Annotated in this window: 28 protein-coding genes; 14 read left to right on the top strand and 14 right to left on the bottom strand. The window is 72.2% G+C overall.

Annotated features, from left to right (window positions below; genetic code table 11):
* Positions 1 to 2: 2 nt before the first annotated feature.
* Together QSK37_RS36450 and QSK37_RS36445 are read right to left on the bottom strand one after the other, a co-directional pair.
* Complete coding sequence (locus QSK37_RS36450; protein WP_285630045.1) at positions 3 to 2,123, bottom strand: acetate--CoA ligase family protein; 2,121 nt, start codon at positions 2,121 to 2,123, stop codon at positions 3 to 5.
* The gene (locus QSK37_RS36445; RefSeq protein ID WP_285630043.1) at positions 2,120 to 3,280 is read right to left on the bottom strand and encodes an acyl-CoA dehydrogenase family protein; all 1,161 of its coding nucleotides are present in this window, start codon (positions 3,278 to 3,280) and stop codon (positions 2,120 to 2,122) included. Before QSK37_RS36445 ends, QSK37_RS36450 begins: the two co-directional genes overlap by 4 nt.
* Positions 3,281 to 3,435: 155 nt before the next feature.
* Here QSK37_RS36445 and QSK37_RS36440 point away from each other — a divergent pair, with 155 nt between their 5' ends.
* On the top strand, positions 3,436 to 4,062 hold the full coding sequence (locus tag QSK37_RS36440; RefSeq protein ID WP_285585114.1) for a TetR/AcrR family transcriptional regulator: 627 nt from the start codon (positions 3,436 to 3,438) through the stop codon (positions 4,060 to 4,062).
* 28 nt (positions 4,063 to 4,090) lie between these two features.
* Here QSK37_RS36440 and QSK37_RS36435 read toward each other — a convergent pair whose 3' ends face one another.
* Positions 4,091 to 4,969, bottom strand: coding sequence for a sigma-70 family RNA polymerase sigma factor (locus QSK37_RS36435; protein WP_285630041.1), 879 nt, complete (start codon positions 4,967 to 4,969; stop codon positions 4,091 to 4,093).
* Positions 4,970 to 5,052: 83 nt separating this feature from the next.
* Here QSK37_RS36435 and QSK37_RS36430 point away from each other — a divergent pair, with 83 nt between their 5' ends.
* On the top strand, positions 5,053 to 5,502 hold the full coding sequence (locus QSK37_RS36430; RefSeq protein ID WP_285630039.1) for a carboxymuconolactone decarboxylase family protein: 450 nt from the start codon (positions 5,053 to 5,055) through the stop codon (positions 5,500 to 5,502).
* Between the two features lie 67 nt (positions 5,503 to 5,569).
* Here the strand turns inward: QSK37_RS36430 and QSK37_RS36425 are convergent, their stop codons facing one another.
* Positions 5,570 to 6,010, bottom strand: a complete 441-nt coding sequence (locus QSK37_RS36425; protein ID WP_285630037.1) for a MarR family winged helix-turn-helix transcriptional regulator — start codon at positions 6,008 to 6,010, stop codon at positions 5,570 to 5,572.
* A gap of 88 nt (positions 6,011 to 6,098) precedes the next feature.
* On the opposite strand from QSK37_RS36425, the gene QSK37_RS36420 reads away from it, so the two are divergent.
* Entirely contained in the window at positions 6,099 to 6,512 is a 414-nt protein-coding gene (locus QSK37_RS36420) for a nuclear transport factor 2 family protein (protein WP_285630035.1), read from the top strand.
* 34 nt (positions 6,513 to 6,546) lie between these two features.
* Here the strand turns inward: QSK37_RS36420 and QSK37_RS36415 are convergent, their stop codons facing one another.
* Genes QSK37_RS36415 through QSK37_RS36405 form a run of 3 tightly spaced genes read right to left on the bottom strand, consistent with a single transcriptional unit; the run spans position 6,547 to position 8,950 of the window.
* Positions 6,547 to 7,191: a PHP domain-containing protein gene (locus QSK37_RS36415; protein ID WP_285630033.1), complete on the bottom strand. Its 645-nt coding sequence runs from the start codon at positions 7,189 to 7,191 to the stop codon at positions 6,547 to 6,549.
* Positions 7,188 to 8,033 (bottom strand): MaoC/PaaZ C-terminal domain-containing protein, encoded by an 846-nt coding sequence (locus tag QSK37_RS36410; RefSeq protein WP_285630031.1) that lies wholly within the window; start codon positions 8,031 to 8,033, stop codon positions 7,188 to 7,190. Before QSK37_RS36410 ends, QSK37_RS36415 begins: the two co-directional genes overlap by 4 nt.
* Positions 8,034 to 8,035: 2 nt before the next feature.
* Positions 8,036 to 8,950 carry an SDR family oxidoreductase gene (locus tag QSK37_RS36405; protein WP_285630029.1) on the bottom strand — a complete coding sequence of 305 codons (915 nt, stop codon included), beginning with the start codon at positions 8,948 to 8,950 and terminating at the stop codon, positions 8,036 to 8,038.
* A gap of 120 nt (positions 8,951 to 9,070) precedes the next feature.
* On the opposite strand from QSK37_RS36405, the gene QSK37_RS36400 reads away from it, so the two are divergent.
* Together QSK37_RS36400 and QSK37_RS36395 are read left to right on the top strand one after the other, a co-directional pair.
* Positions 9,071 to 9,844 (top strand): SDR family NAD(P)-dependent oxidoreductase, encoded by a 774-nt coding sequence (locus QSK37_RS36400; protein WP_285630027.1) that lies wholly within the window; start codon positions 9,071 to 9,073, stop codon positions 9,842 to 9,844.
* A 187-nt stretch (positions 9,845 to 10,031) separates the two neighbouring features.
* Entirely contained in the window at positions 10,032 to 10,412 is a 381-nt protein-coding gene (locus QSK37_RS36395) for a hypothetical protein (RefSeq protein WP_285630025.1), read from the top strand.
* A gap of 30 nt (positions 10,413 to 10,442) precedes the next feature.
* Here the strand turns inward: QSK37_RS36395 and QSK37_RS36390 are convergent, their stop codons facing one another.
* On the bottom strand, positions 10,443 to 10,817 hold the full coding sequence (locus QSK37_RS36390) for a TetR/AcrR family transcriptional regulator C-terminal domain-containing protein (RefSeq protein ID WP_432705634.1): 375 nt from the start codon (positions 10,815 to 10,817) through the stop codon (positions 10,443 to 10,445).
* A gap of 44 nt (positions 10,818 to 10,861) precedes the next feature.
* Between QSK37_RS36390 and QSK37_RS36385 the strand changes: the two genes are divergently transcribed.
* A complete protein-coding gene (locus QSK37_RS36385; protein WP_285630023.1) occupies positions 10,862 to 11,491 on the top strand; it encodes a Rossmann-fold NAD(P)-binding domain-containing protein in 630 nt (209 codons plus the stop codon).
* Positions 11,492 to 11,550: 59 nt separating this feature from the next.
* Here QSK37_RS36385 and QSK37_RS36380 read toward each other — a convergent pair whose 3' ends face one another.
* Together QSK37_RS36380 and QSK37_RS36375 are read right to left on the bottom strand one after the other, a co-directional pair.
* A complete protein-coding gene (locus tag QSK37_RS36380) occupies positions 11,551 to 11,988 on the bottom strand; it encodes an SPW repeat protein (protein WP_285630021.1) in 438 nt (145 codons plus the stop codon).
* Between the two features lie 127 nt (positions 11,989 to 12,115).
* A complete protein-coding gene (locus QSK37_RS36375; RefSeq protein WP_285630019.1) occupies positions 12,116 to 13,213 on the bottom strand; it encodes a glutamate--cysteine ligase in 1,098 nt (365 codons plus the stop codon).
* A gap of 98 nt (positions 13,214 to 13,311) precedes the next feature.
* Between QSK37_RS36375 and QSK37_RS36370 the strand changes: the two genes are divergently transcribed.
* Positions 13,312 to 13,965 (top strand): hypothetical protein, encoded by a 654-nt coding sequence (locus QSK37_RS36370; protein ID WP_285630017.1) that lies wholly within the window; start codon positions 13,312 to 13,314, stop codon positions 13,963 to 13,965.
* Between the two features lie 9 nt (positions 13,966 to 13,974).
* Here the strand turns inward: QSK37_RS36370 and QSK37_RS36365 are convergent, their stop codons facing one another.
* Positions 13,975 to 14,355 (bottom strand): hypothetical protein, encoded by a 381-nt coding sequence (locus tag QSK37_RS36365; protein WP_285630015.1) that lies wholly within the window; start codon positions 14,353 to 14,355, stop codon positions 13,975 to 13,977.
* Between the two features lie 580 nt (positions 14,356 to 14,935).
* Positions 14,936 to 15,595 (bottom strand): GntR family transcriptional regulator, encoded by a 660-nt coding sequence (locus QSK37_RS36360; RefSeq protein ID WP_285630013.1) that lies wholly within the window; start codon positions 15,593 to 15,595, stop codon positions 14,936 to 14,938.
* 415 nt (positions 15,596 to 16,010) lie between these two features.
* On the opposite strand from QSK37_RS36360, the gene QSK37_RS36355 reads away from it, so the two are divergent.
* The 5 genes from QSK37_RS36355 to QSK37_RS36335 all read left to right on the top strand — a co-directional run bounded on the left by QSK37_RS36355 (position 16,011) and on the right by QSK37_RS36335 (position 20,747).
* Entirely contained in the window at positions 16,011 to 17,183 is a 1,173-nt protein-coding gene (locus tag QSK37_RS36355) for an acyltransferase family protein (RefSeq protein ID WP_285630010.1), read from the top strand.
* 230 nt (positions 17,184 to 17,413) lie between these two features.
* The gene (locus tag QSK37_RS36350) at positions 17,414 to 18,265 is read left to right on the top strand and encodes a slipin family protein (RefSeq protein WP_285630008.1); all 852 of its coding nucleotides are present in this window, start codon (positions 17,414 to 17,416) and stop codon (positions 18,263 to 18,265) included.
* Positions 18,266 to 18,348: 83 nt separating this feature from the next.
* A complete protein-coding gene (locus QSK37_RS36345) occupies positions 18,349 to 19,314 on the top strand; it encodes a DNA polymerase domain-containing protein (protein WP_285630006.1) in 966 nt (321 codons plus the stop codon).
* Positions 19,311 to 20,042, top strand: a complete 732-nt coding sequence (locus QSK37_RS36340) for a maleylpyruvate isomerase family mycothiol-dependent enzyme (protein ID WP_285630004.1) — start codon at positions 19,311 to 19,313, stop codon at positions 20,040 to 20,042. Before QSK37_RS36345 ends, QSK37_RS36340 begins: the two co-directional genes overlap by 4 nt.
* 66 nt (positions 20,043 to 20,108) lie before the next feature.
* On the top strand, positions 20,109 to 20,747 hold the full coding sequence (locus QSK37_RS36335; RefSeq protein ID WP_285630002.1) for a hypothetical protein: 639 nt from the start codon (positions 20,109 to 20,111) through the stop codon (positions 20,745 to 20,747).
* Positions 20,748 to 20,816: 69 nt separating this feature from the next.
* Here the strand turns inward: QSK37_RS36335 and QSK37_RS36330 are convergent, their stop codons facing one another.
* A complete protein-coding gene (locus QSK37_RS36330; protein WP_285630000.1) occupies positions 20,817 to 21,608 on the bottom strand; it encodes an alpha/beta fold hydrolase in 792 nt (263 codons plus the stop codon).
* 103 nt (positions 21,609 to 21,711) lie between these two features.
* On the opposite strand from QSK37_RS36330, the gene QSK37_RS36325 reads away from it, so the two are divergent.
* The gene (locus QSK37_RS36325) at positions 21,712 to 22,545 is read left to right on the top strand and encodes a helix-turn-helix domain-containing protein (RefSeq protein WP_285629998.1); all 834 of its coding nucleotides are present in this window, start codon (positions 21,712 to 21,714) and stop codon (positions 22,543 to 22,545) included.
* On the opposite strand, the gene dinB is transcribed toward QSK37_RS36325, so the two are convergent.
* On the bottom strand, positions 22,546 to 23,730 hold the full coding sequence (gene dinB, locus QSK37_RS36320; RefSeq protein WP_285629996.1) for a DNA polymerase IV: 1,185 nt from the start codon (positions 23,728 to 23,730) through the stop codon (positions 22,546 to 22,548).
* Positions 23,731 to 23,864: 134 nt separating this feature from the next.
* Between dinB and QSK37_RS36315 the strand changes: the two genes are divergently transcribed.
* Positions 23,865 to 24,620, top strand: a complete 756-nt coding sequence (locus QSK37_RS36315; RefSeq protein ID WP_432705633.1) for an SDR family oxidoreductase — start codon at positions 23,865 to 23,867, stop codon at positions 24,618 to 24,620.
* The last annotated feature ends 11 nt before the right edge of the window (positions 24,621 to 24,631 follow it).

Raw genomic sequence — 24,631 nt, 5'->3', positions numbered from 1 at the left:
GATCACGTGCGCCAGGTCACCAGGGCGTCCAGTGCCTCGATGTGGGAGCCGCGGACGAGCAGCGGGTTGATCTCCAGCGACTCCAGGTCGTCGCCCAGCGCGCCGGCGAGGTCCGCGACGCTGGTGATGACCTCGGCGAGTGCGTCCAGGTCGGCCGGTTCGGTGCCCCGCGCGCCCGTCAGGAGCTTCGCGCCGCGCAGCTCGCCGAGCGCGCGGCGGACCTCGGCCGCGTCCACCGGCAGCAGGCGCAGCACCGAGTCCTTCAACACCTCCACCCACACGCCGCCGAGCCCGACCGCCAGCACGAGGCCCCAGGCGGGGTCGCGCACGACGCCGGCCAGCAGTTCGACGCCGCCCTCGCGCTGCGGCTGGACGAGCGTGCCCAAGCCGGACGCGCCGACGGCCGCGAGGATCTCCCGGTGCGCGCGCCGCACGTCATCGGCGGAGCCGAGCCCGAGGCGTACACCGCCGACGTCGCTCTTGTGGCCCAGACCCTCCGCGGCGGCCTTGAGCACGACCGGGTAGCCGAACCGCTCGGCGGCGGCCACGGCCGTCTCCTCGTCCGGCGCGAGTTCGGACGGCACCACGGGCACGCCCGCCTCCGCCAGGAGCGCGGAGGCCCGGTGCTCGGCCCACACACCGGTCCGCTCGCCGCGCACCACGGGAGGCGGCGTCATGGCGCGCGGGCGCACGGCGGCCCGCTCGCGTACGGCCGACCAGCGGACCGCGGCGCCGATGGCCGACATGCCGTGCTCGATGCCGCCGACGACGTGCGGGTACCCGGTGCGCTCCTGGATCGTACGGGCGAAGGAGCCGACGTCGGTCAGCACGTTGCCGACGATGACGACCGGGCGCGGCGACTCCTCGATGATCCGCGTGCTCTTCTCGTACAGGCGGAACACCGGCTCCGGGTCCGGCGGCTCACCGCGCGGCAGGTCGGACAGGAGCATGACGACGTCGATGCCCGGGTCCTCGGCGACGATCCGCAGCGCGCGGGAGAGCAGGGTGCGGTCGACCACGACGTACCCGGTCACGTCGAGCGGGTTCGCCGGGCGGCCGAAGTCCGGCATGATCTCGGTCAGCCGGGCGACGGTCTCCTCCGCGAACGCGGGCAGTGCCAGCCCCTCGTCCTCGGCGCGGTCGGCGATGATCTCCGAGGCGCCGCCCGAGGGTGTGACGACGCCGAGCCGGGGCCCCGGCAGCGGCCCGGACGACGCGAGCAGCCCGGCCGTGATGATCAGGTCCTCCAGCGAGCGGACGCGTATGACGCCGAGCTGCCGGAACGCCGCGTCGATGACGGCGTCGTCGCCGACGAGCGCGCCGGTGTGCGCCTGTGCCGTACGGGAGGCGAGCCCGCTACGGCCGATCTTGAGCGCGACGATCGGCTTGCCCGCCGCCAGCGCGCGGCGCGCCACCCGGGCGAACTCCTCCGGCCGGCGGATCGACTCGAGGAAGAGCGCGATGACGCGGGTCGCCGGGTCGTCCACGAGGTGGTCGATGACGTCGGTGACCGAGACCACGGCCTCGTTGCCCATGGAGGTGAGCAGGCTGAGGCCGATGCCGCGGGCCTGGCTGAAGGCGAGCACGGAGCTGGCCAGCGCGCCGCTCTGCAATACGACGCCGACCGAGCCGCGCAGCAGCGGCGGCGGGATCGGCAGGCCGTACGGGGTGATGCCCGCCTCGGAGCGAGCGCGACCATCAGAGGTGTTGATGTAGCCGTTGCCGTTCGGCCCGAGCACCGTGAGGTTGTTCGCCCGGGAGAGCGCGGTGAGCTCCTCCTCGCGCTTGCGCCCCTCCGCCCCGGTCTCGCCGAAGCCCGCGGTGAGCACGACGTAGTGGCGGATGCCGAGCCGCGCCCCTTCCTTGAGCACGTCGAGCACGACCGAAGTCGGCACCATGACATAGACGAGGTCGACGCGTTCGGGCAGGTCGCTCAGGCTGCGGTACGCCCGCTCGCCGTGCACGACCTCGGTACGCGGGTTGACGAGGTAGACGGGACCGGGGAAGCCGTGCCGCCGCAGGTTGGCGAAGGTCGCCACCGACCAGCCCGACTTGTCGGTGGCGCCCACCATGGCGATCGAGCCGGGCGCGAACAGACCTCGTACGCCCTCGCCGGCCGTCATTCGCCGATGCCGCCGAGGCGAACGTGCCCCTTCAGGAGGTTGCGCGCGATCGTCCGGCGCTGGATCTCGTCGGTGCCCTCGTAGATGCGCAGCAGCCGCAGCTCGCGGTACCAGCGTTCGATCGGCAGCTCCTTGGTGTACCCCATGCCGCCGTGGATCTGCAGGACGCGGTCGACGACCTTGTTGGCCATCTCCGCGCCGTTGAGCTTGGCGATCGAGGAGGCGTGCCGGGCGTCGAGGCCGTTCTGGACGCGCCAGGCGGCGTACAGCGTGAGCCACTTGGTGGCCTCGATCTCCACCTGCGAGTCGGCGATCTGCCACTGGATGGCCTGGTACTCCCCGATCAGGTGGCCCATCGACTTGCGCATGCCGGCGTAGTCGATCGCCATCTGCAGGAGGCGCTCGGCCGACCCGATGGCCCGCGCCGGGATCATGAAGCGGCCGTTCCTGATCCACTGCATGGCCAGTTCGAAGCCCTTGCCCACCTCGCCGAGCACGTTGTCGTGCGGCACGCGTACGTCGTCGAAGACCAGGGAGGCCGGGCCCCACTCGCCCATCGTCGCGATCGGCTCGGACTTCCAGCCCATGTCACGGTCGACGAGGAAGCAGGTGACACCCGCGTCGGGGACGACCGCGAAGACCATGACGAAGTCGGCCTCGTTGCCGTTCGTGATGAAGGTCTTCTCGCCGTTGATGACCCAGTCGCCGCTCGCGTCCTTGACCGCGCGGGTGGTGATGTTGCGGGCGTCGGAGCCCGCGCCGGGCTCGGTGATGGCGAAGCAGGACCGCCGCTCCCCCTCGATCGTCGGGATCAGGTAGCGCTGCTTCTGCTCCTCGGTGCCGGCGTAGAGGATGTTGTCCGCGCTGCCGCCGAAGGTGAAGGGCACGAACGTACGGCCGGTCTCGATCGCGAGGATCGCCGACATGAGCGCGCCCGCGTTCAGGCCGCCGTACTCCTCGGGGGTGTTGATCCCCCAGAAGCCGGCCTTCTTGGCCTTGCGCTGCAGCTCCTTGATCACGTCGGGGGCGAGGCCGGGGCGGCCGGCGCGCTCGTTGCGCAGCACCTCGTCCTCCAGGGGCATGACCTCTTTGCTGACGAAGCTGCGGACGGTGTCGCGGATCTGCCGCTCCTCGTCGCTGAGCGAAAAGTCCACCATCGGACGCCCCTCCACCTGGAAAACATTTCTAGAACGAGACTCTAAAACCAGCCTGCCCGCCGCCCCGGAAGGTGTCAAGACCGCAGGAGAGGACCTGTTCGGGCCGATTTTGGAATACGGTTCCGTAACCTGGGAGGGACGACACGAGGTGTGTGATGGCACGCAAGACGAACAGCCGCCCGAGCGCGAACGCCTGGCGGTGGAGCCGTACCGCCGAGACCCGCCGGGGCATGCTGGCGGCGGCCCGCGAGGTGTTCACCGAACGCGGCTTCGCCGATGCGAGCGTGGCCGACGTGGTCGAGCGCGCCGGGTCCAGCGTCGGCAGCCTCTACCACCACTTCGGAGGCAAGGCCGAGCTGTTCCTCGCGCTGTGGGAGGACCACCAGGCCGCCCATGAGGCGGCCGCGTCGGCCGCCGTCGCGGCCCTGCGCGAGGCGGGCGAGACGAACCCGCTGGAGCTGTTCATCGCCGGGGCGCGGGCGTTCCTGGACGGCTCGTGGCAGCGGCGCGACCTGGTGCGCCTGCTGATGGACGGCGACGGGCCGCCGGGCTTCGAACTGATGCGCCGCACCCGCAACCGCGAGTGGGTACGGCAGAACGCCGTGCTGCTGGGCGCCGGCACCGACCCCGTGGACCGCGTCACGGTGACCGTGCTGACCACGGTCATCGGGGAGACCGCCCGCGAGGTCGCCGCCTGCGAGACCAAGGCGGAGGCCGACACGGTGGCCGCCGCCGCCATCCGCCTGATCCGCCGCCTGGACCCGCTGACGCAGGACGACTGACTCCGCGGCGGGGCGACCGCCTCGGCGCTCACTCCGGATCCGGCAGGTCCATGGCCGCGAGCCTGGCCGGGTCGACCACGATCGCGATGCCGGTGATCCGGCCGTCGGCGACGGTGAACGCGGTGACCGAGAGCGGGGTGCCGTCCTCGCGCCAGGCCACGAGGCCGGGCAGGCCGTCGACGAGTACGGCGCGCCCCCGCACGGCCGCGCCGGCGGACAGCCGCGCACCGGCGGCGACCTCGGTCGCGCCGAGGGTGACGACCGCACCGCCGGGGGTGTCGACGGTCAGCCTCACGTCGGGATCGAGCACGCGCAGCAACCCCTCGAAGTCGCCCCGGCGAGCCGCCGCCAGGAAGGCCTGGACCACCTCTCGCTGCTCCCGTCCGACGGCCGTCGGCCGCTCGGTCGCCCGCACCTTCCTGCGGGCACGGCTGGCGAGCATCTTGGTGGCGTCGGTGGACCTGCCGAGGATCCGGCCGATCTCGTCGAACGGCACCGCGAACAGGTCGTGCAGCACGAACGCCAGCCGCTCGCTCGGCCCGAGCGACTCGAGGACGACGAGGAGCGCGAGCCCGACCGAGTCGGCGAGCGCCACGTCGTCCTCTGGCGCGAGGCCGTCGTCGACCGTCACCACGAGTTCGGGCAGCCGGTCGTCGTAGGGCGCCTCGGGGTGGGCCTGGCGCGCTCGCAGGACGTCGAGGCTGATCCGGCCGACCACCGTGGTCAGCCAGCCCGCGAGGTTGTGGATGGTCTCCGAGTCCTGGCGGGACAGCCGCAGCCAGGCCTCCTGAACCACGTCATCGGCGTCGGCGTGCGAGCCGAGCAGACGGTGGGCGACCGCGTGCAGCCGGTCGCGCTGGGCCTCGAACGCCTCGGCCACCGGGTCCGCCGGGCTGATGTCGGACATGTTGTTACCTTCCTCGGAGCTGCTCCGTCATGGGTGATGACGGGCCCGGAGGGGCCGAGGTAACCGATGAAGGAGCATGACCGATGGAAGCACGCATGAAGAGCTCGCCGAATCCCGACGTGTTCACCGCGATCCAGCACCTCCACAAGGCGATCGGCGCCGGTGGCGTCGACCCGCTCGTGCTCGAGCTGGTCCACCTGCGGGCCAGCCAGATCAACGGCTGCAGCCCGTGCACGTTCGCCGGGGTCGCGTCGGCGAAGAAGCACGGAGAGACCGAGGAGCGGCTGCACAGCGTGGTCGCGTGGCGCGAGACGCCGTTCTTCACCGAGGCGGAGCGGGCGGCGCTCGCGCTGGCCGAGGCGGCGACCCGGATCCAGGACGGCGCGCCGGGCGTGACCGACGAGATCTGGGACGCCGCCGTCGCCCACTTCGACCAGAAGCAACTGTCCGCGATCATCCTGAACATCGCACTGACCAACTTCTTCAACAGGGTCAACCACACGATCCGGGAGCAGGCCGGCAAGACCTGGTGAGCCGGGCGGGTCCCGGGCGGCAGATCCGGAAAGGAGGGGACATCCGTTGAGGCGCGGGCCGGCCGCCTCACTCCCGTTGGTGGTGCGTGAGCAGTTGAGCGAGCAGGCGGGTCAAGGTCTGTCTGTCCTCGGCCGGAAGCGGTCCGAGTAGGTCGTCCTGCACCTTGTCGAGCGCTCGGTCCATACGTCGCAGTTGCCGATCACCGGCCGTGGTGAGGCTCACGATGTTGCGCCGTCGGTCATCCGGATCCGGCGTCCGCTCGACGAAGCCCTGCTCGGCCAGTTCGTTGATCGCTGCCACCACGTCGCTGCGGTCCATGCTGCACCGGCGACCGAGCTCGGCCTGGCTGGCCACTCCGAACTCGTCCAGCGCGGCCAGGATCCGGTAGTGGTACCCACGCGCGCCCACCCCGCCGAAGCCGTCGGACGCCAGCCGGTGGGCGTGCACCGCCACCTGGGTGAGCAGCCAACTCGGCTTCGCGCTCAGGCGCGCGGGTGTCGCTTCCACGACAGCCACCCTACATCGTTGGCGCCGCCAACGAATCTCTGTATAGTTGGCGACGCCAATGTTGGACCAACCAACGAAAAGAGTCGCCATGTCCACGGATACTCCGGTCGCCGACCGGATCGAGATCGCCGACCTGTTCACCCGCTTCGCGCGCCTGCTGGACGAGGGGCATTGGGAGGATCTGGACACCGTCTTCACCGACGATGTGGCGGTGCACTCGCCGCGCGGGGGCGAACTCCGCGGCATCGGCGAGGTCCTCGGCTTCATGCGACAGGCCGAGGTCGAGGGACAGCACACCCAGCACACGACCACCGACCTCTTGGTGGACGTCGACGGCGACCAGGCGGCCGCCTCGGCGAACTCGATCGTGTACTACTACCGCGACGGCCAGGCACCCCACTTCACCGGCGGCCTGCGACAGGACTACACCGCGGTACGGACGCCGGCGGGCTGGCGAATCCGCGAGGTGCGGATCATGCCCGCCTGGACACGCGAGAACTGACAGCGGTCGGACAGCGCTCGGGAATCGGTTCGGTTCAGAGCCGCGAACCCGGGAGGTAGCCGACGTGCGGGCGGAACTCGCCGGTGATCCGGGCCTCGGTCAGTGACCTCAGGAACTCCTCCGGGCCGTCGAAGTCGGGCAGCTCCGCGTACGCCGCGCCGATGCCCTGCGGGTCGTGGGCGTCCGAGCCGGCCGCCGCCGGCAGGCCGTGCTCGGCGGCGAACCTCGCGGCCCGGCGGTTGTCCTCCTCGTCGGCGGTCTTGGCGTTGAACACCTCGACCACGTCCAGCGTGCCCATCGCGTGCAGTTCGGACAGGCCTGCGGCGCCCAGGCTCGTCCGTGCCGCGTCGAACGGGTGCGGGGCGTACACGAGGCCGCCCTGCGCGCGGATCCGCCGTACCGCGTCCTCCAGCGGCAGCACGTACGGGACGCGCTCGGTGAGGAACAGGCCGATGATCTCGCCCGCGTACGTGCGGATCTCCTCGCCGACGATGACGCGGGCGCCGATCGCGCGGGACAGCGCCTCGTGCGCGCCGGCAAGGGTGTGGTGGTCGGTCACGCAGACGACGTCGAGCCGCTCCTCCCGCACGCGTTCGGCGAGGCGGTCCACGGTCGTCACGGCGTCGCCGGAGTGGACGGTGTGCAGGTGGCAGTCCACCCGCACCCGTCGTCCGCTCACCGGAAGCTCGCCCGGCCCCGGTCGATGACGACCGTTCCGTCCTCCTTCGCGGTACGGAACAGGACGGTCGTCCCCTCGGCCCAGATCGACGTGATCAGCGACTCCCCCGGCATCACCGGGCTGCTGAACCGGCCCGACATCGCGGCGAACCGCGCCGGGTCCGAGCCGGCCATGGTGTGCAGCAGCGCGCGGCCGGCGACGCCGTACGTGCACAGGCCGTGCAGGATCGGGCGGTCGAACCCGGCGCGCGCGGCGAACGCCGGGTCGGAGTGCAGGGGGTTGCGGTCGCCGGACAGCCGGTAGAGCAGGGCCTGCTCGGGCCGGGTCCGGTACGTGACCTCGTGGTCCGGCGCGCGGTCCGGGAGCCTCCACTCGTCGCGTGGGCCCCGGTCGCCGCCGAAGCCGCCCTCGCCGCGGATGAACACCGAGCCCCGCGAGGTGATCATCCGCTCGCCGGTCTCCGGGTCGACCGCGGTGGACTCCGTGACGACGAGCGCGCCCGAGCCCTTGTCGTAGATGCCGGTCACCTTGGCGGTGGCCCGCAGCGAGCCCTCGGCGGGCAGCGGCCGGTGCAGTTCGAAGGCCTGTTCGGCGTGGACGAGCATCGCGGGGTCGAAGTCGCCGATCCGGCGGGCGCCGGGCACCTGGGCGAGCAGCACCGCGTACGTCGGCAGCACCCGCTGCGGCGTGCCCGCGGTGTTCTCGGTGGTGAAGGCCAGTTCGCTCAGCGGGTCGTCGACGCCCGCGCCGACGCCCACCGCGTACAGCAGCGCGTCCTTGGAGGTCCAGGAGCGGTCGAGCGGCGCGGACTCGACGCCGATCGCGCCGTGGTCGAGCGGCACGGTCAGCTCTCCGGCGTACGGCCGTCGGGCATGACGTTCGGCGCGGCCTTCTCGACCAGGCCGGGGATGACCTCGCCCAGCTCGGCCGGATCCCAGCGCGCGCCCTTGTCGGCGCCGGGACCGGCGCGCCAGCCCTCGGCGACGCTGATCATGCCGCCGCGGACGTTGAACACCCGGCCGGTGATGCCGCGCGCCTGGTCGGAGCCGAGCCAGACCACGAGCGGGGCGATGTTGTCGGCGGCTCGCGGGTCGAAGTCCTGCGGCCCGTCGCCGCCCTGCCAGCGCACGAGGTTCTCGGTCATGCGGGTGAGCGCGGCCGGGGCGACCGCGTTCACGGTCACGCCGTAGCGGCCGAGCTCGCGGGCGGCGATCACGGTCAGCCCGGCGATGCCGGCCTTGGCCGCGCCGTAGTTGCCCTGGCCGGCGTTGCCGTAGATGCCCGAGGAGGACGTGGTGTTGATGATCGCGGCGTCGACCGGCTCGCCGGCCTTGGACCGGGCCCGCCAGTACGCGCCGGCGTGCCGCAGCGGCGCGAACGTGCCGCGCAGGTGCACCCGGATGACGTCGTCCCACTCCTCGGCCGTCATGTTGACCAGCATCCGGTCGCGCAGGATGCCGGCGTTGTTCACCAGGACGTGCAGGTCTCCGTAGGTCTCCACGGCCGTCTCGATCAGCCGCTTGGCGCCCTCGAAGTCGGCGATGTCCTCTCCGTTGACGATCGCCTCGCCGCCGGCCGCCCGGATCTCGTCCACGACCTCACCGGCCGGGCCCGCCGATGAGCCGCTCCCGTCCACCTCCGCCCCGAGGTCGTTGACGACCACCTTGGCACCCTGCCGGGCGAACTCCAGCGCGTGCCCGCGGCCGATGCCGCGCGCCGCGCCGGTCACGATGACCACGCGCCCTTCGACGATCCCCATTGGCCTGACCGCTCCACTCAACGCGTTTTTAGAATGACCTTCTAGAAAAGTCTCCGGTGGGTTAGCGTACCTGTCAACCCGTGGGAGATCCGTTCCCGGCTCCGACGAAAGGACCCGCGCATGGGCGTACTCGACGGCAAGGTCGCGATCGTCACCGGGGCGAGCCGCGGCATCGGCGCGGCCATCGCGCGGCGGTTCGCCGCGGAGGGCGCGACGGTCGCCGTCACCGCTCGTACCGTCGATCCCGCCCGGACGCGCCTGCCCGGCACGATCAACGAGACGGTGGCGCACATCGAGGCCGCGGGCGGCCGGGCCCGCGCGTACGCCGCCGACCTGTCCGACCCGGCCGCGCGCGTGTCGCTGGTCCGCGCCGTCACCGACGACCTCGGCCCGGCCGATGTCCTGGTGAACAACGCCGCCGTCACCTACTTCACGCCGGTCGCCGACTTCACCGACCGCCGGTACGCGCTGATGTTCGAGGTGCAGGTGACGGCGCCGTTCCACCTCGCGCGGCTCGTCCTGCCCGAGATGCGCGCACGAGGGCGCGGCTGGATCCTCAACATCTCCTCGCTGGCCTCGCGCCATCCCGCGCTCGAGCGGAACCATCTCCCCGGCGGGACGGTGTACGGGATGTGCAAGGCGGCGCTCGAACGGTTCACCACGGGTCTGGCCGCCGAGGTCCACGGGGACGGGATCGCGGTCAACTCCCTGGCGCCGAACCGCGTCGTGCCCACCCCGGGCACGCTGTTCCACGGCCTCACCACCGAGGACGACCCGAACGCGGAGCCGCCCAAGGTCATGGCCGAGGCCGCCCTGGCGCTGTGCGGCGGCACGGACCTGAGCGGCCGCGTCGCCCTGTCCCAGGACCTGCTCGCCGAACTCGCGGAACGGTGATGCGCGACCTCCGTTACCCACGTTGTCATTGATGTTGCAGTTTTTGGGGATGCGTCACCTTTAGGGTTGCTTTGTGGCGAGTGAACAGCACGCAGGGAACCCTCTCGCAAGCCGGGCCGCACGGCACGCGCGCCGGTCGAGCGGTCGCGGCCGGCTACGCGCGGCCGTTCACGCGCGACTGGAGGAGATGCGGTTCCGCCACGGCGTCCTCCTGATGATCACGGTCGCGGCCGTGCTCGTCGCGGCGATCGCCGGCCTCACGCTGGCACTGACCGGCGGCTCGGCCGGGAAGAGCCCGGGCGCCGGCGAGCCGCCCATGGCCGAGTCGTCCTCGACGTCGCCCGCCTCCGGCCCGGCGGGTGCGACGCCCGGGCCGCGCGGGTCGGCGCGACGCCCGCACACCTCGTCATCGACGATGCTGGGCTCCTCCAGCCCGCGGCCCGAGGTCCGCCCCAGCGTGTCCGCCGCGCCGAGCGACACGCCCGCCGGGCGGCCGACGGGCGACCCGCGGACGAGGTACCCGCACTGGAAACGCAGCAACCCGCCGCCCTGGTGGCACCGCCACTGAGCCCTCCGCCGCCCTTACCGGCGGCGCCGTTCACCCGACCAGCGACTCCACGCCGTCGAGGATGCAGCGCAGGCCGAAGTCAAACGCCCGGTCCCGGCCGTCCGGGTCGGACATGGCCGCGGCCAGCGCGGGAAACCGGTCTTCGCGGCCGGTCAGCAGCGCGCCCATGGCGTCGCCCATCGCCTGCTCGGAATCGCCGGCAGGCACCGCCGCGGCCTGTCGCGCGATCATCCGCACATGCCCGGTGAGAGTGGCGGCCACGTCGAGCATCTGTGAGCCGGCCAGTCCCGTACCGGTCAGCGCGGCGACGGCCTGTTCGAGCCGGCCGAGTTCGTTGGGGCCGATCGCGCGCGCCCCGACGGTCGCCTCGAGCGCCCAGGGGTGCGCCGAGAACCGGTCGAACATCCGCCGTGCCCACGTGTCGAGCTTCGACCGCCAGCCGCCGGTCAGTGGCGGCGGCTCGCCAGAGCCGGACGTGGACGCGGCAGTACAACGTGCCCGGGCGGATGATCAGCGTCGCCGCCGACCGGCGCGATCCGGAGCGGGCGAGCGTCTTCGCGGTCTTCGCGTCGCCGCGGCTCGACTACGACCGGCGCGACCTCGAACAGCAGAAGAAGCTCATCGCCGACGCCTTCACCGGCATGCGCTGGCACGTGCCGTACCTGCTCACCGGCCTGCGCCAGGCGCCCGAGGTGTACTTCGGCTCGATCAGCCGGGTTCGCGTCCCCGCCTGGTCGTCCGGCCGCGCGGCGCTGCTGGGCGACGCCGCCTGGGGACTGACGCTCGGCGGGATGGGCGGCGGCACCGGCATCGTCGGCGCGTACGTGCCGGCCGGCCAGCTCGCCTCCGCCGGCGGCGACCACCGGGCCGGCTTCGCCGCGTACGAGGAGCGGATGCGGCCCTACGCGGACCGCTGGCAGCGCGGCGCCGATCCGGGCCGGTTCCTCGCGCCCGCCGGCGCCCTGGGCCTCCGCTCCCGGAACGCGCTGTTCGGCACCCGCCTGTTCCAGCGGCTGCTGATCAGCAGCACCACGTCGATCGCCACGGACGCCGGCCTGCCGGAGTACGCCTCGGCGTAGGCGGCTCGCGAGGGCCTCACGGAAGACGTCTCCGTGAGGCCCGGTCGTCTCGGCCCCCGTTACCGCATGGCGGTGGCCGTACGGGTACGGCCGCCGCGTCGCATGCCCATCATCCCGACGGTCGCCAGGCCGAGGGCGGTGGCGATGAAACCGATCGCGACGTTGTTGGCGACGATGCCCGCGCGGGCGCCGTGCCCGGCGGAGACCACCCACGGCGAGATGATCATCCAGATCCCGATCGGGACGAGCAGCCAGCCGAGGCCGAGGGCCCGCTCCGGGAGCATCGCGAGGCCCAGGCCGATCACGCTGATCGCGATGCCCAGGATGAGGTTGTTCACCGTGTTGGTGTTGCCCCGGTGGAAGTGAATGACCCACGGTGAGATGGCCAGGTAAAGACCGGTCAGCATGACGAGGCCTTCGAGCATCTCCATCCGGCGGCCCTCGGTCAGCCGTGCGTAGCGTTCGCGCATCTCGGCTGCGTCGGGGTGCCCTGCCATCCCCGAAGAATGGCGAGAGATACCAGCCATTCCGATCGCCTTCTTTCGGAAAGAGGATGAGTCCCCCTGATTCATCCTCCGCCATTATCTCTCGTACTCCCTCCCCCGCATCAGTGGGGTGACCAGGTCATACGCGGCGACGCCCGGCAGGCCGGTCCCCCAGGGTCTGCTCGACCGCCGCGCGTACGACGGCGGTCAGATCGCCCGTGCTCTCGTACGTGCGGCGTTGCCGGGTCGCGCCGTTGCCGCGCTCCAGGAGCCGGCCGGTCAGGTCGAGCACCGCCCGGTGATCGCCCAGATCGGTCAGCGCCGGCGTCACGTGGTCGAGCAGCGCCCGCACCGCCTCCTCCGCCGGGACGGGGCGGAGGCTCACCGGGTGCACCAGGTGCCCCTCCAGCCCCGAGCGGCTCGCCCGCCAGGAGGCCATGTGGAGCAGTTCCGTCCGCACCGGCCGGGGCGGGTCGCCGGCCCGCCATTCGCGGGCGGCGGTCTCGACCAGCGCGCGTACGAGCGCGGCCAGCAGGACCGCGTCGTCGGCCGCCGTGCACACGTCCGCGATCCGGATCTCCACCGTCGGATAGTGCCGTGACAGCCGGGCGTCGAAGTAGACCATGCCCTCGTCCAGCAGCACGCCGCTGTCGATCATGGCCTGGACGGTCTCGTGGTAGACCTTCGGCGTGCCGAACGGCTCGGCCGGGCCCGCGGACGGCCAGCGTCCCCAGACCTGGTGCCGGTAGCTGGCGTACCCGCTGTCGCGCCCCTGCCAGAACGGGGAGTTGGCGGTCATCGCGAGCAGCACCGGCAGCCACGGGCGGATCCGGTCCAGGACCCCGACGCCCTCGTCCTCCGACTCCACCCGTACGTGGACGTGGCAGCCGCAGGTGAGCTGTTCCTGCGCGGTGAGGGCGTACTCCTCGGCCATCCGCAGGTAACGCTCCTTCGGCATGGTCGACGGGCTCACCGGCAGCGGCGAGGTGGCCAGCGCGACGACCTGGCAGTTCTCGCGCTCGGCGGCGTCCGCGGCGGCCCGGCGCCGGGCGCGCAGCTGGCCGGCCAGCGCCTCGAGCGTCTCGCAGGGGGCGGTGTCGGTCTCAACCTGCTGGCGTTGCAGTTCCGCCTCTGGCGCGTCTTCGGCCCCGCCGGTGACGGCATCGGCGAGCGCGACCGCCGCGCCGCTGCCGGGATCGACGAGCAGCATCTCCTCCTCGACACCGAAACTACGCACCGTGAACCTCCAAGCTTACGAACGTGACGACCGGGCCCTCTCCGGGATCAGCTCCCGGAGAGGCCCACCTACCCCGTTCGTGCCCTGAATATAGAGATATGGCCCACACCCCCCGCCCCGAGGACGAGCAGTGTCCGGATCCTCCGGTGTGCCCATCCGAGGATCTCCCCGCAGAGCCGCGCGTCGACCACTCGACAGAGTCGGTCCATGCCGTCGAACCGCCCGAGACCGCCCGTACGGAGCGGATGGAGGGCGCGCTCACCGGCGCGCTGCGGCCCGCCCCCGTGGTGCCGCGCTGGATCGGCTGGCTGGTCATCGGCGTCGGCCTGCTCATGCTGCCGTGGGTCGCCGGGCTCGTCTTCATCCTGCCGACGCGGCACGAGGCGGCGCACTACGGCGCGTCGTGGATCGGGTTCGACCTCGCGCTGTGCGCCATGCTCATCCGCACCGGCTGGCTGGCGCAGAAGGGACGCGAGCACATCGAGCTGAGCGCCGCGATGACCGGCACCCTGCTGCTGGTCGACGCCTGGTTCGACGTGGTGACGGCGGACAGCCACCGCGAGCTGGCGATCGCCCTGCTCCTCGCCTTCTGCGCCGAACTGCCGCTGGCGGCCTTCTGCCTGTGGATCGCCGGCCGTGTGGAGTTCCGCCGGCAACGACGCGCCGAGGCGATGTCACGCCTGGTACGGCAGTGGTCGGCGCGCCTCTCGTCCGAGCGGCGCACCCCACCGGTCGAAGAACCCGAGAGATAACCCCCCCGATCAGACCGTCGTCCGGGAGGGCTCCAGCACCTCGCGGAGGCGGGCGGCGTACGCGCTGGGGTGGGACAGGTCGCCGTTGTGGCCGCCGGGGAACTCCGCGGGTTCGGCGCCGAGCGCCTTCGCCGGTTCCTCGGCGCACCCGCGGCCGAACACGGCGCCCGGGGTGGTGCGGCCGACCGCGGGCACGACGCGCACGCCCGTTCCCAGTGCGGACCGCGGGTCGAACGTGTCGGCGAGAAGCGCGTCGAAGTCGTGCTCCACGAAGTGCCGGAAGTCGGCGGCGCGCTCGGGCGTCATCGGGTGCGGAGTGAGGCCGGGCTCGGTCTCGCGGGCGGGGTCGATGCCGAGGACGTGGGCGATCTCCGCGAGCGCCGCGGCCATGCCCTTCTCCCGCGGACCCGCTGGAGGTGGGCGAGCTCCTCCTCGTGCCGTGCGCGTTCGGCGGCCGGCAGCAGCGCGGGGGCGACGGGCTCTCGTACGCGACGAGCGCGGCCAGCCGCCCGGGATGCTCGGCGGCCCAGGTGGAGGCCGATCAGGGCGCCGAAGCCGCACCCGAGCATGAACGCGGGCTCGTCGGTGACGGCGGCGAGCAGGCGGTGGGCGTCGTCCACGTGGGCGGCCATGGTCACCGGACGGCGGGGGTCGTCGACGGTGCCGCGCGCCAGTCCCCTGCGGTCGTAGGTCACCACGGTGTAAGCGTCGGCGAGCCGCCTCGGCGACCAGGCCATCGGCACGGCGCTCGGCACGGACGACCCGGAACGCGTCGCCGAGGTCGTGAACGCGCTCCGGCTGCTCGCCGACCGCCTGTCCCCCACGGCCCACTGAGACGGAAACCGGGCGGCGAGATCGGCGTGTTCGGCGCCACCGTCGCTCGCCCCGGCCTGGTCGCCCCCGCCTTCACGCGGCGTCACCCCATCGGATGCCCTGTGTGCGGCACCGCTCACCTGGCCCCGGGCGGGGGCTACGCGGGCTCGGCCGGACGGCGGGCGGCCTCCGGGAGGGTGCGGATCACGCTGCGCAGGTGGGCGCGGGCGGCGGCCTCGGCGGCCTCCGCGTCGTGGGCGCGGATCGCGTCGATGATGGCCAGGTGCTCCGGCAGGGAGACGGTCGGACGGCCGGGGTGCATCGCCAGGCGGAACTGGTGGCGGACGTTCTGGGCGCGCAGGCGTTCGAGGACGGTCGCGGCGGTGTGCTGGCCGCTGATCTCGCGGACGCGGCGGTGGAGGCGCTCGTTCAGGCGGGAGTAGCCGAGCACGTCGCCCGACGCGACGGCCTCGCGCATGTTCTCGCCGATCCGCTCCAGCTCCTCCGACTCGGCCTCGGTGATCCGGGTGGCGGCCTTCGCGGCGCACAGGCCTTCCAGCACCATGCGCACCTCGGAGATCTCGATCGCCTCTTCGAGGCGTACGGCGCGGACGCGGGCGCCGCGGTTCTGCACCCGCTCGACCAGTCCCTCGTTGGTCAGTTCGAGCAGCGCCGCGCGGACCCTGGCGCGGCTGGCGGCGAAGCGCTCCGACAGGTCCGCCTCGACCAGGCGCTGATTCGGGACGAACTCGCCGGTGAGGATGGCCTCCCGGATGCCGGCCACCACGGCCCGATCGCTGCCGTTGCCCTCCCCCACACGGTCCCCCTGACCACCGAGATTGTCACCAATTTCGTCGGTCCAACTCTAGTCATGAGCGGACCCGCTCCGAGCGGCGGCGGCCCTCTCACTCCCCGGAACGATGCGTGTCGTCAAGTCGATTCCGCGGAAACCGCGCGCCCGCCATCGGTTTCGGCGTGGAGCGCGCCCCTGCGGCGAGGCGCCGAACCGGTGAACGCGCCGCTGACGTGGGACGAGTCGCGTCCGGTCCGCACGCCTGGCCCGTACGGGATCCGCGAACCCGTGTCCCGCCGTGCACCACGAGTTCCCGGACGGTCCCTGAGAGTTCGCCAAGTCCGGTTCGCCGGGGCGACATGAGTAGGTAAGGTCGGCGACGCCAGTTCGGTCCTGGAGCCGCCAGGACCGGTGAACCGGACCAGCGAAGTAGATCCTGATGAGCACCCCCCAGTCATCGGCGTTCCAGCCGCTCCCGCGGTCTCAGGCCGCCCTGCCGGCGCCGTCGTCACTCGCGGAGCCGGCCGCCGCGGAGCCCGCCCGCAAGCCGCGGCAGCGCGACCCGTTCTTCGACAACGCCAAGTTCTTCGCGATCCTGCTCGTCGTCGCGGGCCACATCATCCAGAACCTCCGCGACATCCACTTCGCGCACGCGCTCTACCTGTTCGTCTACACCTTCCACATGCCGGTGTTCATCGTCATCACCGGCTACTTCACGCGGCGTTTCACCTTCGCGGGCGGGAAGGCGCGCAAGCTGCTCACCAACGTGGCCGTGCCCTATTTCGTCTTCGAGACGGCGTACTCCACGTACCACTGGGCGGTCGGGCACGCGAAGTTCGAGCTCAGCCTGCTCGACCCGTACTACCTCACCTGGTTCCTGATGGCGCTGTTCGCGTGGCGGCTGTCCACGCCGGTCTGGCAGCAGATCCGCTTCCCCATCCTGGTCGCCGTCGTGATCAGCCTGCTGTCGGGGATGAGCCAGCTGCCCGGCACCCTGGAGATGAATCGCGTCTTCGGACTGGTGCCCTTCTACGTCCTGGGCCTGTTCCTCAAGCCGGAGCACTTCGAGACCCTCAAGAAGGGCTGGGCCGCCGTCCTCGGCGCGCTGACCATGGTCGGCGGGTTCGCCGTCACGTACCTGTTCGTCGACCGGCACATGGCGACCGAGTGGGTGTACTGGCGCAGCGGCAACCCGACGCTCCACGTGAACAACCTCGTCGGGACGGGCATGCGGCTCGGCCTTCTCGTGGCGGCGACCGTGCTGGTCCTGGCGTTCCTGTCGCTGGTACCGCGGCGGCAGCACTGGTTCACCTCGCTCGGGTCGGCCACGCTGTACGCCTACCTGCTCCACGGCTTCGCCACCAAGCTCGCGGACTACTACGGCTGGTACCACTTCGCCTTCCTGCACACGGTGCTGGGCGTCCTGGCGGCCGGGGCGGCGGGTGCGCTGCTCGCGACGCTGCTGTGCACGCCGCCGGTGCGCTGGCTCATGCGCTGGGCACTCGAACCCAACATGGCCTGGGCGTTCACCGCTCTGCGCCGGCCGAAGAACTACCTGTACTCCGGCCGCCGTCGGCGACGCGCGCAGGCCGAGCCGGAACACGCCGGCTGACCGCACACGCCTCGGCGTGCCATTGTCCGAATAAATCGGATGACCATTTCCGATGGGGCGTCCTATCGTTCTTCATGAGCCGCCCCGGCAGGGTCAGGAGCGAGTGGCCTTCCGGAACCGGTGCAATCGGAACAGTCATCCTTTGATAACAGGTCTCCCATCCGAAAACTCGTCCTTCACATCGGGCCTGTTACGGGGCGGCTCCTTCGCGAGAACAGTGGGAGAACGTCATGGCACGCACGCGGGAAATCGTCATCAAGTCCACTCACCGCGGCCTCCGCTACGAGGACGGCCGGCTGACCGACGTGCTCGAGGCCGGGCGCTACGAGGTGCCGGACGCCGAGCGCCGCCGCAGGAACAGCCCGGTCGTGGAGATCGTGCTGGTCGACATGCGCGAGCGTGAGCTGCTGCTCAAGGGGCAGGAGATCCTGACCTCCGACAAGGTCGCGGTCCGGGTCAGCATCATCACCCAGTATCGCGTCGTCGACCCGGCCGCCGCGCTGGAAAAGGTCGAGTCGTACGCCGACCGCCTTTACAGCGATGTGCAGCTGGCCGCCCGGCGTTCGCTCGCGTCGATGACGCTGGAGGGAATTCTCACCAATCGCAACCGGCTCAGCGAGGACATTCTCGGCGACGTCCAGGAGGCGGCTTCCGGCTACGGCATCGCCATTCTCCGAGCGGACGTCAAGGATCTCGTGTTCCCGGGGAACCTGCAGGAGATCATGAACCGCGTGCTCGCGACCGAGCGCCTCAGCGAGGCACAGCTCGTCGAGGCCCGCACCAAGGCCGAGCGGGAGGCGATCGAGGCGCGGGCGAAGGCCGAGACCGAGCGGATCACCGCCCGGTCCCGGCGCGAGACCGAGCTGGTCAAGGCGGAGGGCCGCGCGGAGACCCAGCGCCTGCAGGCCGAGTCCGACGCGGAGGCCCTGCGGCTGCACGCCGAGGCCGCCGGGGCGTACGCCGATCACCCGGTCCTGCTGCGGGTGCGGGAGCTGGAGACCCTCGCGCGTCTGGCCACCAACGCCGAGGCCCGGCTGTACATCGGCTTCGACAAGCACGCCGAGCTCCAGCGCGCGGAGTGACCGCGTGCGGCTCGCCGCTTCCCGGCGTCACGGCCCGGCCGGGGGGCTTGACCTGGCGTCCCGCCGACCGGGAAGGTGAGCGGATGAGCGGTACGGGCGAGACGCGGGACGGGGTGTCCCTGACGAACCTCGACCAGCCGCTGTTCGAGGGCGCGGACGCCACGAAGCGCGACCTGGTCGACTATCTCGACGCGGTGCGTGACCGGATCCTCCCCGCGCTGCACGGCCGGCCACTCTCGGTGGTCCGCGTGCTGCGCGGTCAGGACCCGTTCATGCAGAAGAACGTGCCCAAGTACGCGCCGCCGTGGGTCGACACGGTCACGCTGTGGGCCGAGACGTCCCGGCGCAAGGTGTCCTACGCGCTGTGCGACGACCGCCGTACGCTGCTGTGGTTCGCCAACCAGCGGGCGGTGGAGTACCACCCGGCGCTGATCCGGGCCGGCGACCGGGCGCACGCCACCCACCTGGTGCTCGACATCGACCCGCCGGACGGTGGCGCGTTCGCCGAGGCCGCCGGTGCCGCGCGGCTCGTACGCCGGGTGCTGGCGGACGTGGGCATGGCGGGCGTCGTGAAGACCAGCGGCGCGAAGGGCCTCCACGTGTTCGTGCCGATCACGGAGGCGCCGCACGAGGAGGTGGCCGCCGCGACCCGTGCGGTCGCGGCGCGGGCGGAGCGCCTCGATCCCGGCCTCGCCACCACCGCCTTCATCCGCGAGGACCGCGCGGGCAAGGTGTTCCTGGACTCGACCCGGTCCGGCGGCGCGACGACGGTGGTGGCCACCTACAGCCCGCGCGTACGGCCGGGCGTGCCGGTGTCCTGCCCCCTGTCGTGGGACGACCTGGACGCGGTGACGCCCGCCGACTTCACCATCCGTACGGTGCCGGCTCTGGTCGCGGACCGGGATCCGTGGGCGGAGGAGATGCCCGAGCCCCGGCCGCTGGACGCGGGCCTGGTCGAGGAGGGCCGTACGATCCCGGTCGCCCGTGTCCAGGCGATGCACGAGGGCAAACGCCGGGCCCGCGCCCGCCGTGCCCAGGAGGAGTCGTGACGATCTTCGATGACCTGACCGCCGAGCAGGATCGGCTGGAGGGCCTCCTCGCCGGCCTGGACGAGGCGCAGTGGACCTCGCCGTCCGGCGCCGGAGGATGGACCGTCGCGGACGTCGTGCTCCACCTCGCCCAGTCCGAGGAGGGAGTGACGGCCACGGCGGCCGGCGCGGGCGCGGCGATCCGCCCGGCGGACGGGCTGTCGGTGGACGAGTCGATGGACCGCCTCGTACGCGCGGAGCGCACGTCGCCGGAGCAGGTGTTCCGGCGGTGGCGCGAGGCGCGGCGCGCCGCGGTCGCCGCGCTGCGGTCGGCCGACCCCGGGCGGCCTCTCCTGTGGGTCGAGGCGCCGCTGAAACCGGCCACGCTGGCGACCACCCGGCTGGCCGAGCACTGGGCGCACGGCCTCGACATCGCCGGGCCGCTGGGCCTGGCCTTCCCCGACACCGAGCGGCTGCGTCACGTCGCGTGGCTGGCCCACCGCACGCTGCCGTACGCCCTGGCGCTGACCGGAGCCGGCGAGCACCCGGTGTCGTGCGCGCTGACCGCCCCGGACGGCACGACCGTGTGGCGGTACGGCCCGGACGACGCGGAGTCGGCCATCACCGGGCCCGCCGGGGCGTTCTGCCGCGTCGCGGCCCAGCGGCTGAGCCCGGCCGAGTCCGGCCTGCGCACCACCGGCCCGTACGGCGCGACGGCCCTGGAAGTCCTGCGCACCTACGCCGCGTAGCCGCACGTTCCGCTCCTGTCCTGCCGAATCGAGCGGCCATACGACGGGGCCGCTACGCTCTGGTCGATGACGGATCTTGCGCCGATGACGGATGACGAGTTGGCCGACGCGGTCCGCGACGAACTCACCGCTGCCGGGCTGACGGTGCTCGGTCCGGAGCAGGATCGCGGTGGCGTCCGCGTCGTCGTGGGTGACGGCGTGTGGGTTTCCTGGAAATGCGGTGCGGAGCTGTCGGCGGCGGCCATGGCCGTGCTCCGACGAGGCGCCTACCGCCAGGACCGCTCGCAGACGCACATCTCGCTGGCCTACCAGGGCACGGTGACGGAGGCGATGACCGGAGCGATCGCGGCGATCCTGACCGCGACGGGCTTTGAGGTCCAGGACGACGCCGACGACTATCACCACCCGATGGACCTGCTGGTCGGACCGCGCCGGGCGGTACCCCACTGGCGCGACCCCATCGACCCGGCACTCGACGGCGCCTCCGGCTTCATGCCCGGCGTCCGCGTCCGCGTGCGCTCCGGCGAGTTCGCCGGGGCCGAGTTGACGGTGAGCAGCACCGGCGTCGACCTGCGAACGCGCGCGGTCATCGGCTACCGGCTCGAGCACCCGAGCGGTGACGGCTTCCTCGACGTGCCGCCCGACGCCGTAGAGTTCGCCGCCGACGACTTTCCGGCTCCGAGATCGTCCCACGCACCGGCGTGAGGAGTGCACCGGGCGACCGGCACGCCGCTGATCAGGAAGTCCGGGTCGTTTCCGTTCACGGCGGTCGTCTCAGCCTCGACCACCGCTGGGGGCAGACGGTGCGTCCCGGAGGATCAGGGCGAGCTCGTCGGGTGCCTCCAGGGGGATGAGGTGCCCGCTGCCGGGGATCACGCTTAGGTCCGCGCGGCGCAGGTAGGGCAGCAGATTGTCGCGGAGCACCCCCGCCGGCTCCACGCGGTCGTGTTCACCGGCGACGACGAGGACGGGCACGTCGATGTCGCGGGCCTCGCGGGTGATGTCCTGGGCGATCCCGTGCAGCGGCCACTCGATGCGGGCCGCGGGAGCGCCGGCGCGAGAGTCGGCCAGGATCTGGGCCCTGAGATCGTCGCTCAGCGGTGTGGCGGTCAGGACGGTGTCACGGGCCGCGGCGGTGGTCTCGTCGGAGTCGTAGGCGTGCGACAGCGCTTCCCGGTATTCGGGGGTGACGACGGCGGCGGGCCGGGCCGGTCCGGGCCCGACGAGGACGAGCCCGGCGAGCCCCGCCGGACGCGCGGCGGCCACGAGTTGGGCCACCTTGCCGCCCATGGAGTGCCCGACGAGCACGTAATCGGTCACCCCGGCGTCGGCGATGACGGCGCGCGTGTCGCGGGCGAGCTGCTCCAGGGTGTACGGGCCGGGCAACGCGCGGGAGCGTCCCCACCCGCGGGCCTCGATGCTCAGCGTGCCGCGTCCGGGCAGCCGGTCGATCACCGGTCGCCAGGTGCGCGCCGCCCCTCCCCAATAGTGAAGAAATACCAGTGTCAGCCCCTCCCCCGGGCGGTGGTCATAGACGGGAAGGCCGGTTGCGATGGCGGCGGTCATGAGAACTCCCTGCTCATAGCGGATTGTGTCGTCATCCACTCAAGCGCGCGCCCCCGCCCGGCGCATCGTCACGGCCGGACACGGCATGGTGAAAAATGGACACGTGGCCACGATCCGGCAGCTCACCTACCAGCCTCCGCGGGAGGCTTCGGCACCCGTGGAGACGATGTCCTTCGCCCGGTTGCGGCGGCTGAACGACGGCTCGACCCAGCGCGGCGACTTCCACGTGCTCGCGGTGGTCCGCCGCGGCCGGGGACGGGTCTCGATCGACTTCTCCGCTCACCCGCTGGCGCCGAGAGACGTGGTGTGGATCCGGCCCGGCGTGGTGCACCGCTGGGACGACCTCGGGGACCTCGCCGGCGATCTGGTCCTGTTCGTGCCGACCGCGCCGGTCACGCCCGGCAGCCGGGCCCTGGCCGCCGACCCGGGCGTTTCGGCGTGCTGGGCCGCCGCCGACGCGGTGTGGCCGTTGGTCACGGCCGCGCTCGGGCATCTCCGTCTCGAGGCCGGCGCCACCGAGGACGCCCGGACCGGAGAACTCCCCGGCCTGCTCCTGTCCGCGCTGCTGCTCCGGCTCGACCCGCCCGCCGGCGCCGGCCGGCCCGGCAACGCCGTCTTCCACCGCTTCCGCGACGCCGTGGAGGAGGACTTCCGCGTTCATCATGACGTCGCCCACTACGGACGCAGACTCGGATACTCGCCGCGGACGCTGTCGCGCGGCGTCCGGGCGGCGACCGGCCGTACCGCCAAGGACTACCTGTGCGAGCGGCTCCTCCTGGAGGCCAAGCGGCTGCTGGCCCACGATCGCCTGAGCCCGGCCCGATGCGGACGGCGGCTGGGCTTCGCCGACGCCTCGAACTTCTCGGCCTTCTTCCTCCGCGAGGCCGGCGTACGTCCCGGCGCGTGGCAGTCGGCGAACCTCATCGGTCAGCGCTAGTCAGTCCGGGAGGAGAGGCACGGTCTGGCCCTCGTCGCGGCCCAGCAGCACGCCACGGGTGAGGGCCGACGAGCCGAAGCGGTCGCGGACCTCGTCGACCGTATCGTCGAGCGCCGCCGGCGCGAAGTGGTCGAGCGGCAGGGAGAGCTGGACCGCCCGGTCGTCGTACAGGTCACCCACGGCCACGCCGAGCAAGGTCAGCCCGCGCTCGGCGACGAGGTCGCCCGCGGCCGACAGGAGGGCACGGGCGGCCGACAGGACGGCGTCGGTCTCGGCGGTCGGCTGGGGCAGTGTGTGGCCGCGGGTCGCGCGGGTGAAGTCGTCGAATCTCAGCCGCAGCGTCACCGTACGGCACATCCGCTGCGCCGCGCGCAGACGGCGGCACACCCGATCGACCAGGCCGGCCAGGATCGCGGCGAGATCAGCCCGGTCGCCGCGGCCCAGGGCCCGCTGCGCACCCATCGAGCGGCGCCGGACCCCCGTACGCACCGGGCGCGGGTCGCGGCCACGGGCCAGCGCGTGCAGGTGACGGCCGGAGGAGGGGCCCAGCATGGCGACCAGAAGGCTCTCCGGCAGGGCGGCCACGTCGCCGACCGTCGTGATGCCCCGGCGGCCGAGCTTGCCCGCGGTCACCGGGCCGACACCCCACAGCCGGCGGACCGGCAGCGGATGGAGGAACTCACACTCGCCGTCCGGCGGGACCACCAGCAGCCCGTCCGGCTTGGCCACACCGCTCGCCACCTTGGCGAGGAACTTGGTGCGCGCCACCCCGACGGTGATCGGCAGACCGACCTCCTCGGCGATCTCGCGCCGCAGGCGTACGGCGATGTCGACCGGTGAGCCGGAGATCCGGCGCAGGCCGGCGACGTCGAGGAACGCCTCGTCGATCGAGAGTCCTTCCACCAGCGGCGTCGTGTGCCGGAACACCGAGAACACGGCCTCGCTCGCCGCGCTGTAGGCCCGCATCCTCGGCTCCACCACGACCGCCTGCGGGCACAGCCGCCGCGCCTGGTGTCCGCTCATCGCGGTACGGACGCCGTAGGCCTTGGCCTCGTAGCTGGCCGCGAGCACGACGCCCGTTCCGACGATCACGGGCCGGGACCGCAGGCGGGGATCGTCGCGCTGCTCGACCGACGCGTAGAAGGCGTCCAGGTCGGCGTGCAGGATCGCAGCCTCAGTCGACACGAACATATGTTCGCATACCCCACCCCCACCTGCGAAGACCGGAACACCTCACGTTCCGACGACGTTAGTTGACACGTCATATATCTGGCCCTAACTTAGTTGATTGTTGAACTACCGAGCACGGAGATCAGGAGATGACCATGGGACAGCTCGCCGGAAAGACCGTCGTCGTCACGGGCGGCACCAGCGGCATCGGGCTCGCCGCGGCCCGCCGTTTCCAGGAGGAGGGCGCCAACGTCATCATCACCGGGCGCCGGAAGGAGGCGCTGGAGGAAGCCGTCACCGCCATCGGCGGGTCGGTGACCGCGGTGCAGGCCGACAGCTCCGACCTGGCGGACCTGGACCGCCTCTACGCGACCGTCGCGGACCGGGGACTGCGCGTCGATGTCCTGTTCGCCAACGCCGGCGGCGGCGAGTTCGCCACCCTCGAACAGGTCACCGAGGAGCACTTCGACACCACGTTCGGCACCAATGTCAAGGGCGTGCTGTTCACCGTCCAGAAGGCGCTGCCGCTGCTCAACGACGGAGCTTCGGTGATCCTCACCGGCTCGACCGCGGCGACGGTCGGCGACGAGGCGTTCGGTGTCTACGGCGCCTCCAAGGCGGCCGTACGGTCCTTCTCGCGCACCTGGGCGAACGAGCTCAAGGGCCGCGGCATCCGCGTCAACACCATCGTCCCCGGGCCGATCGAGACGCCCGGCCTCAACGGGCTCGCCCCCGACGATGAGCAGGCCGCACAGCTGCGGGACCACCTGGCGAGCACCGTGCCCCTGGGCCGAATGGGCCGGGCGGAGGAAGTGGCCTCCGTCGCCGTCTCTCTCGCCTCGGCCGAGAGCAGCTTCATCACCGGCACCGAGATCTACGTCGACGGCGGCGCCAACCAGGTCTGAACCGACCCCGC

Source organism: Actinoallomurus iriomotensis, assembly GCF_030269445.1.
GTDB classification, from domain to species: domain Bacteria; phylum Actinomycetota; class Actinomycetes; order Streptosporangiales; family Streptosporangiaceae; genus Actinoallomurus; species Actinoallomurus iriomotensis.
This window is presented reverse-complemented; position numbering and strand designations above follow the sequence as displayed.

Bases quoted from the DNA above. Each gene is read 5' to 3' on its own strand.
- QSK37_RS36450 (WP_285630045.1), bottom strand. From the start codon at position 2,123: ATGACGGCCGGCGAGGGCGTACGAGGTCTGTTCGCGCCCGGCTCGATC.
- QSK37_RS36445 (WP_285630043.1), bottom strand. From the start codon at position 3,280: ATGGTGGACTTTTCGCTCAGCGACGAGGAGCGGCAGATCCGCGACACC.
- QSK37_RS36440 (WP_285585114.1), top strand. From the start codon at position 3,436: ATGGCACGCAAGACGAACAGCCGCCCGAGCGCGAACGCCTGGCGGTGG.
- QSK37_RS36435 (WP_285630041.1), bottom strand. From the start codon at position 4,969: ATGTCCGACATCAGCCCGGCGGACCCGGTGGCCGAGGCGTTCGAGGCC.
- QSK37_RS36430 (WP_285630039.1), top strand. From the start codon at position 5,053: ATGGAAGCACGCATGAAGAGCTCGCCGAATCCCGACGTGTTCACCGCG.
- QSK37_RS36420 (WP_285630035.1), top strand. From the start codon at position 6,099: ATGTCCACGGATACTCCGGTCGCCGACCGGATCGAGATCGCCGACCTG.
- QSK37_RS36405 (WP_285630029.1), bottom strand. From the start codon at position 8,950: ATGGGGATCGTCGAAGGGCGCGTGGTCATCGTGACCGGCGCGGCGCGC.
- QSK37_RS36400 (WP_285630027.1), top strand. From the start codon at position 9,071: ATGGGCGTACTCGACGGCAAGGTCGCGATCGTCACCGGGGCGAGCCGC.
- QSK37_RS36395 (WP_285630025.1), top strand. From the start codon at position 10,032: ATGCGGTTCCGCCACGGCGTCCTCCTGATGATCACGGTCGCGGCCGTG.
- QSK37_RS36390 (WP_432705634.1), bottom strand. From the start codon at position 10,817: ATGTTCGACCGGTTCTCGGCGCACCCCTGGGCGCTCGAGGCGACCGTC.
- QSK37_RS36380 (WP_285630021.1), bottom strand. From the start codon at position 11,988: ATGGCAGGGCACCCCGACGCAGCCGAGATGCGCGAACGCTACGCACGG.
- QSK37_RS36370 (WP_285630017.1), top strand. From the start codon at position 13,312: ATGGCCCACACCCCCCGCCCCGAGGACGAGCAGTGTCCGGATCCTCCG.
- QSK37_RS36365 (WP_285630015.1), bottom strand. From the start codon at position 14,355: ATGGCCGCGGCGCTCGCGGAGATCGCCCACGTCCTCGGCATCGACCCC.
- QSK37_RS36355 (WP_285630010.1), top strand. From the start codon at position 16,011: ATGAGCACCCCCCAGTCATCGGCGTTCCAGCCGCTCCCGCGGTCTCAG.
- QSK37_RS36350 (WP_285630008.1), top strand. From the start codon at position 17,414: ATGGCACGCACGCGGGAAATCGTCATCAAGTCCACTCACCGCGGCCTC.
- QSK37_RS36345 (WP_285630006.1), top strand. From the start codon at position 18,349: ATGAGCGGTACGGGCGAGACGCGGGACGGGGTGTCCCTGACGAACCTC.
- QSK37_RS36335 (WP_285630002.1), top strand. From the start codon at position 20,109: ATGACGGATCTTGCGCCGATGACGGATGACGAGTTGGCCGACGCGGTC.
- QSK37_RS36330 (WP_285630000.1), bottom strand. From the start codon at position 21,608: ATGACCGCCGCCATCGCAACCGGCCTTCCCGTCTATGACCACCGCCCG.
- QSK37_RS36315 (WP_432705633.1), top strand. From the start codon at position 23,865: ATGACCATGGGACAGCTCGCCGGAAAGACCGTCGTCGTCACGGGCGGC.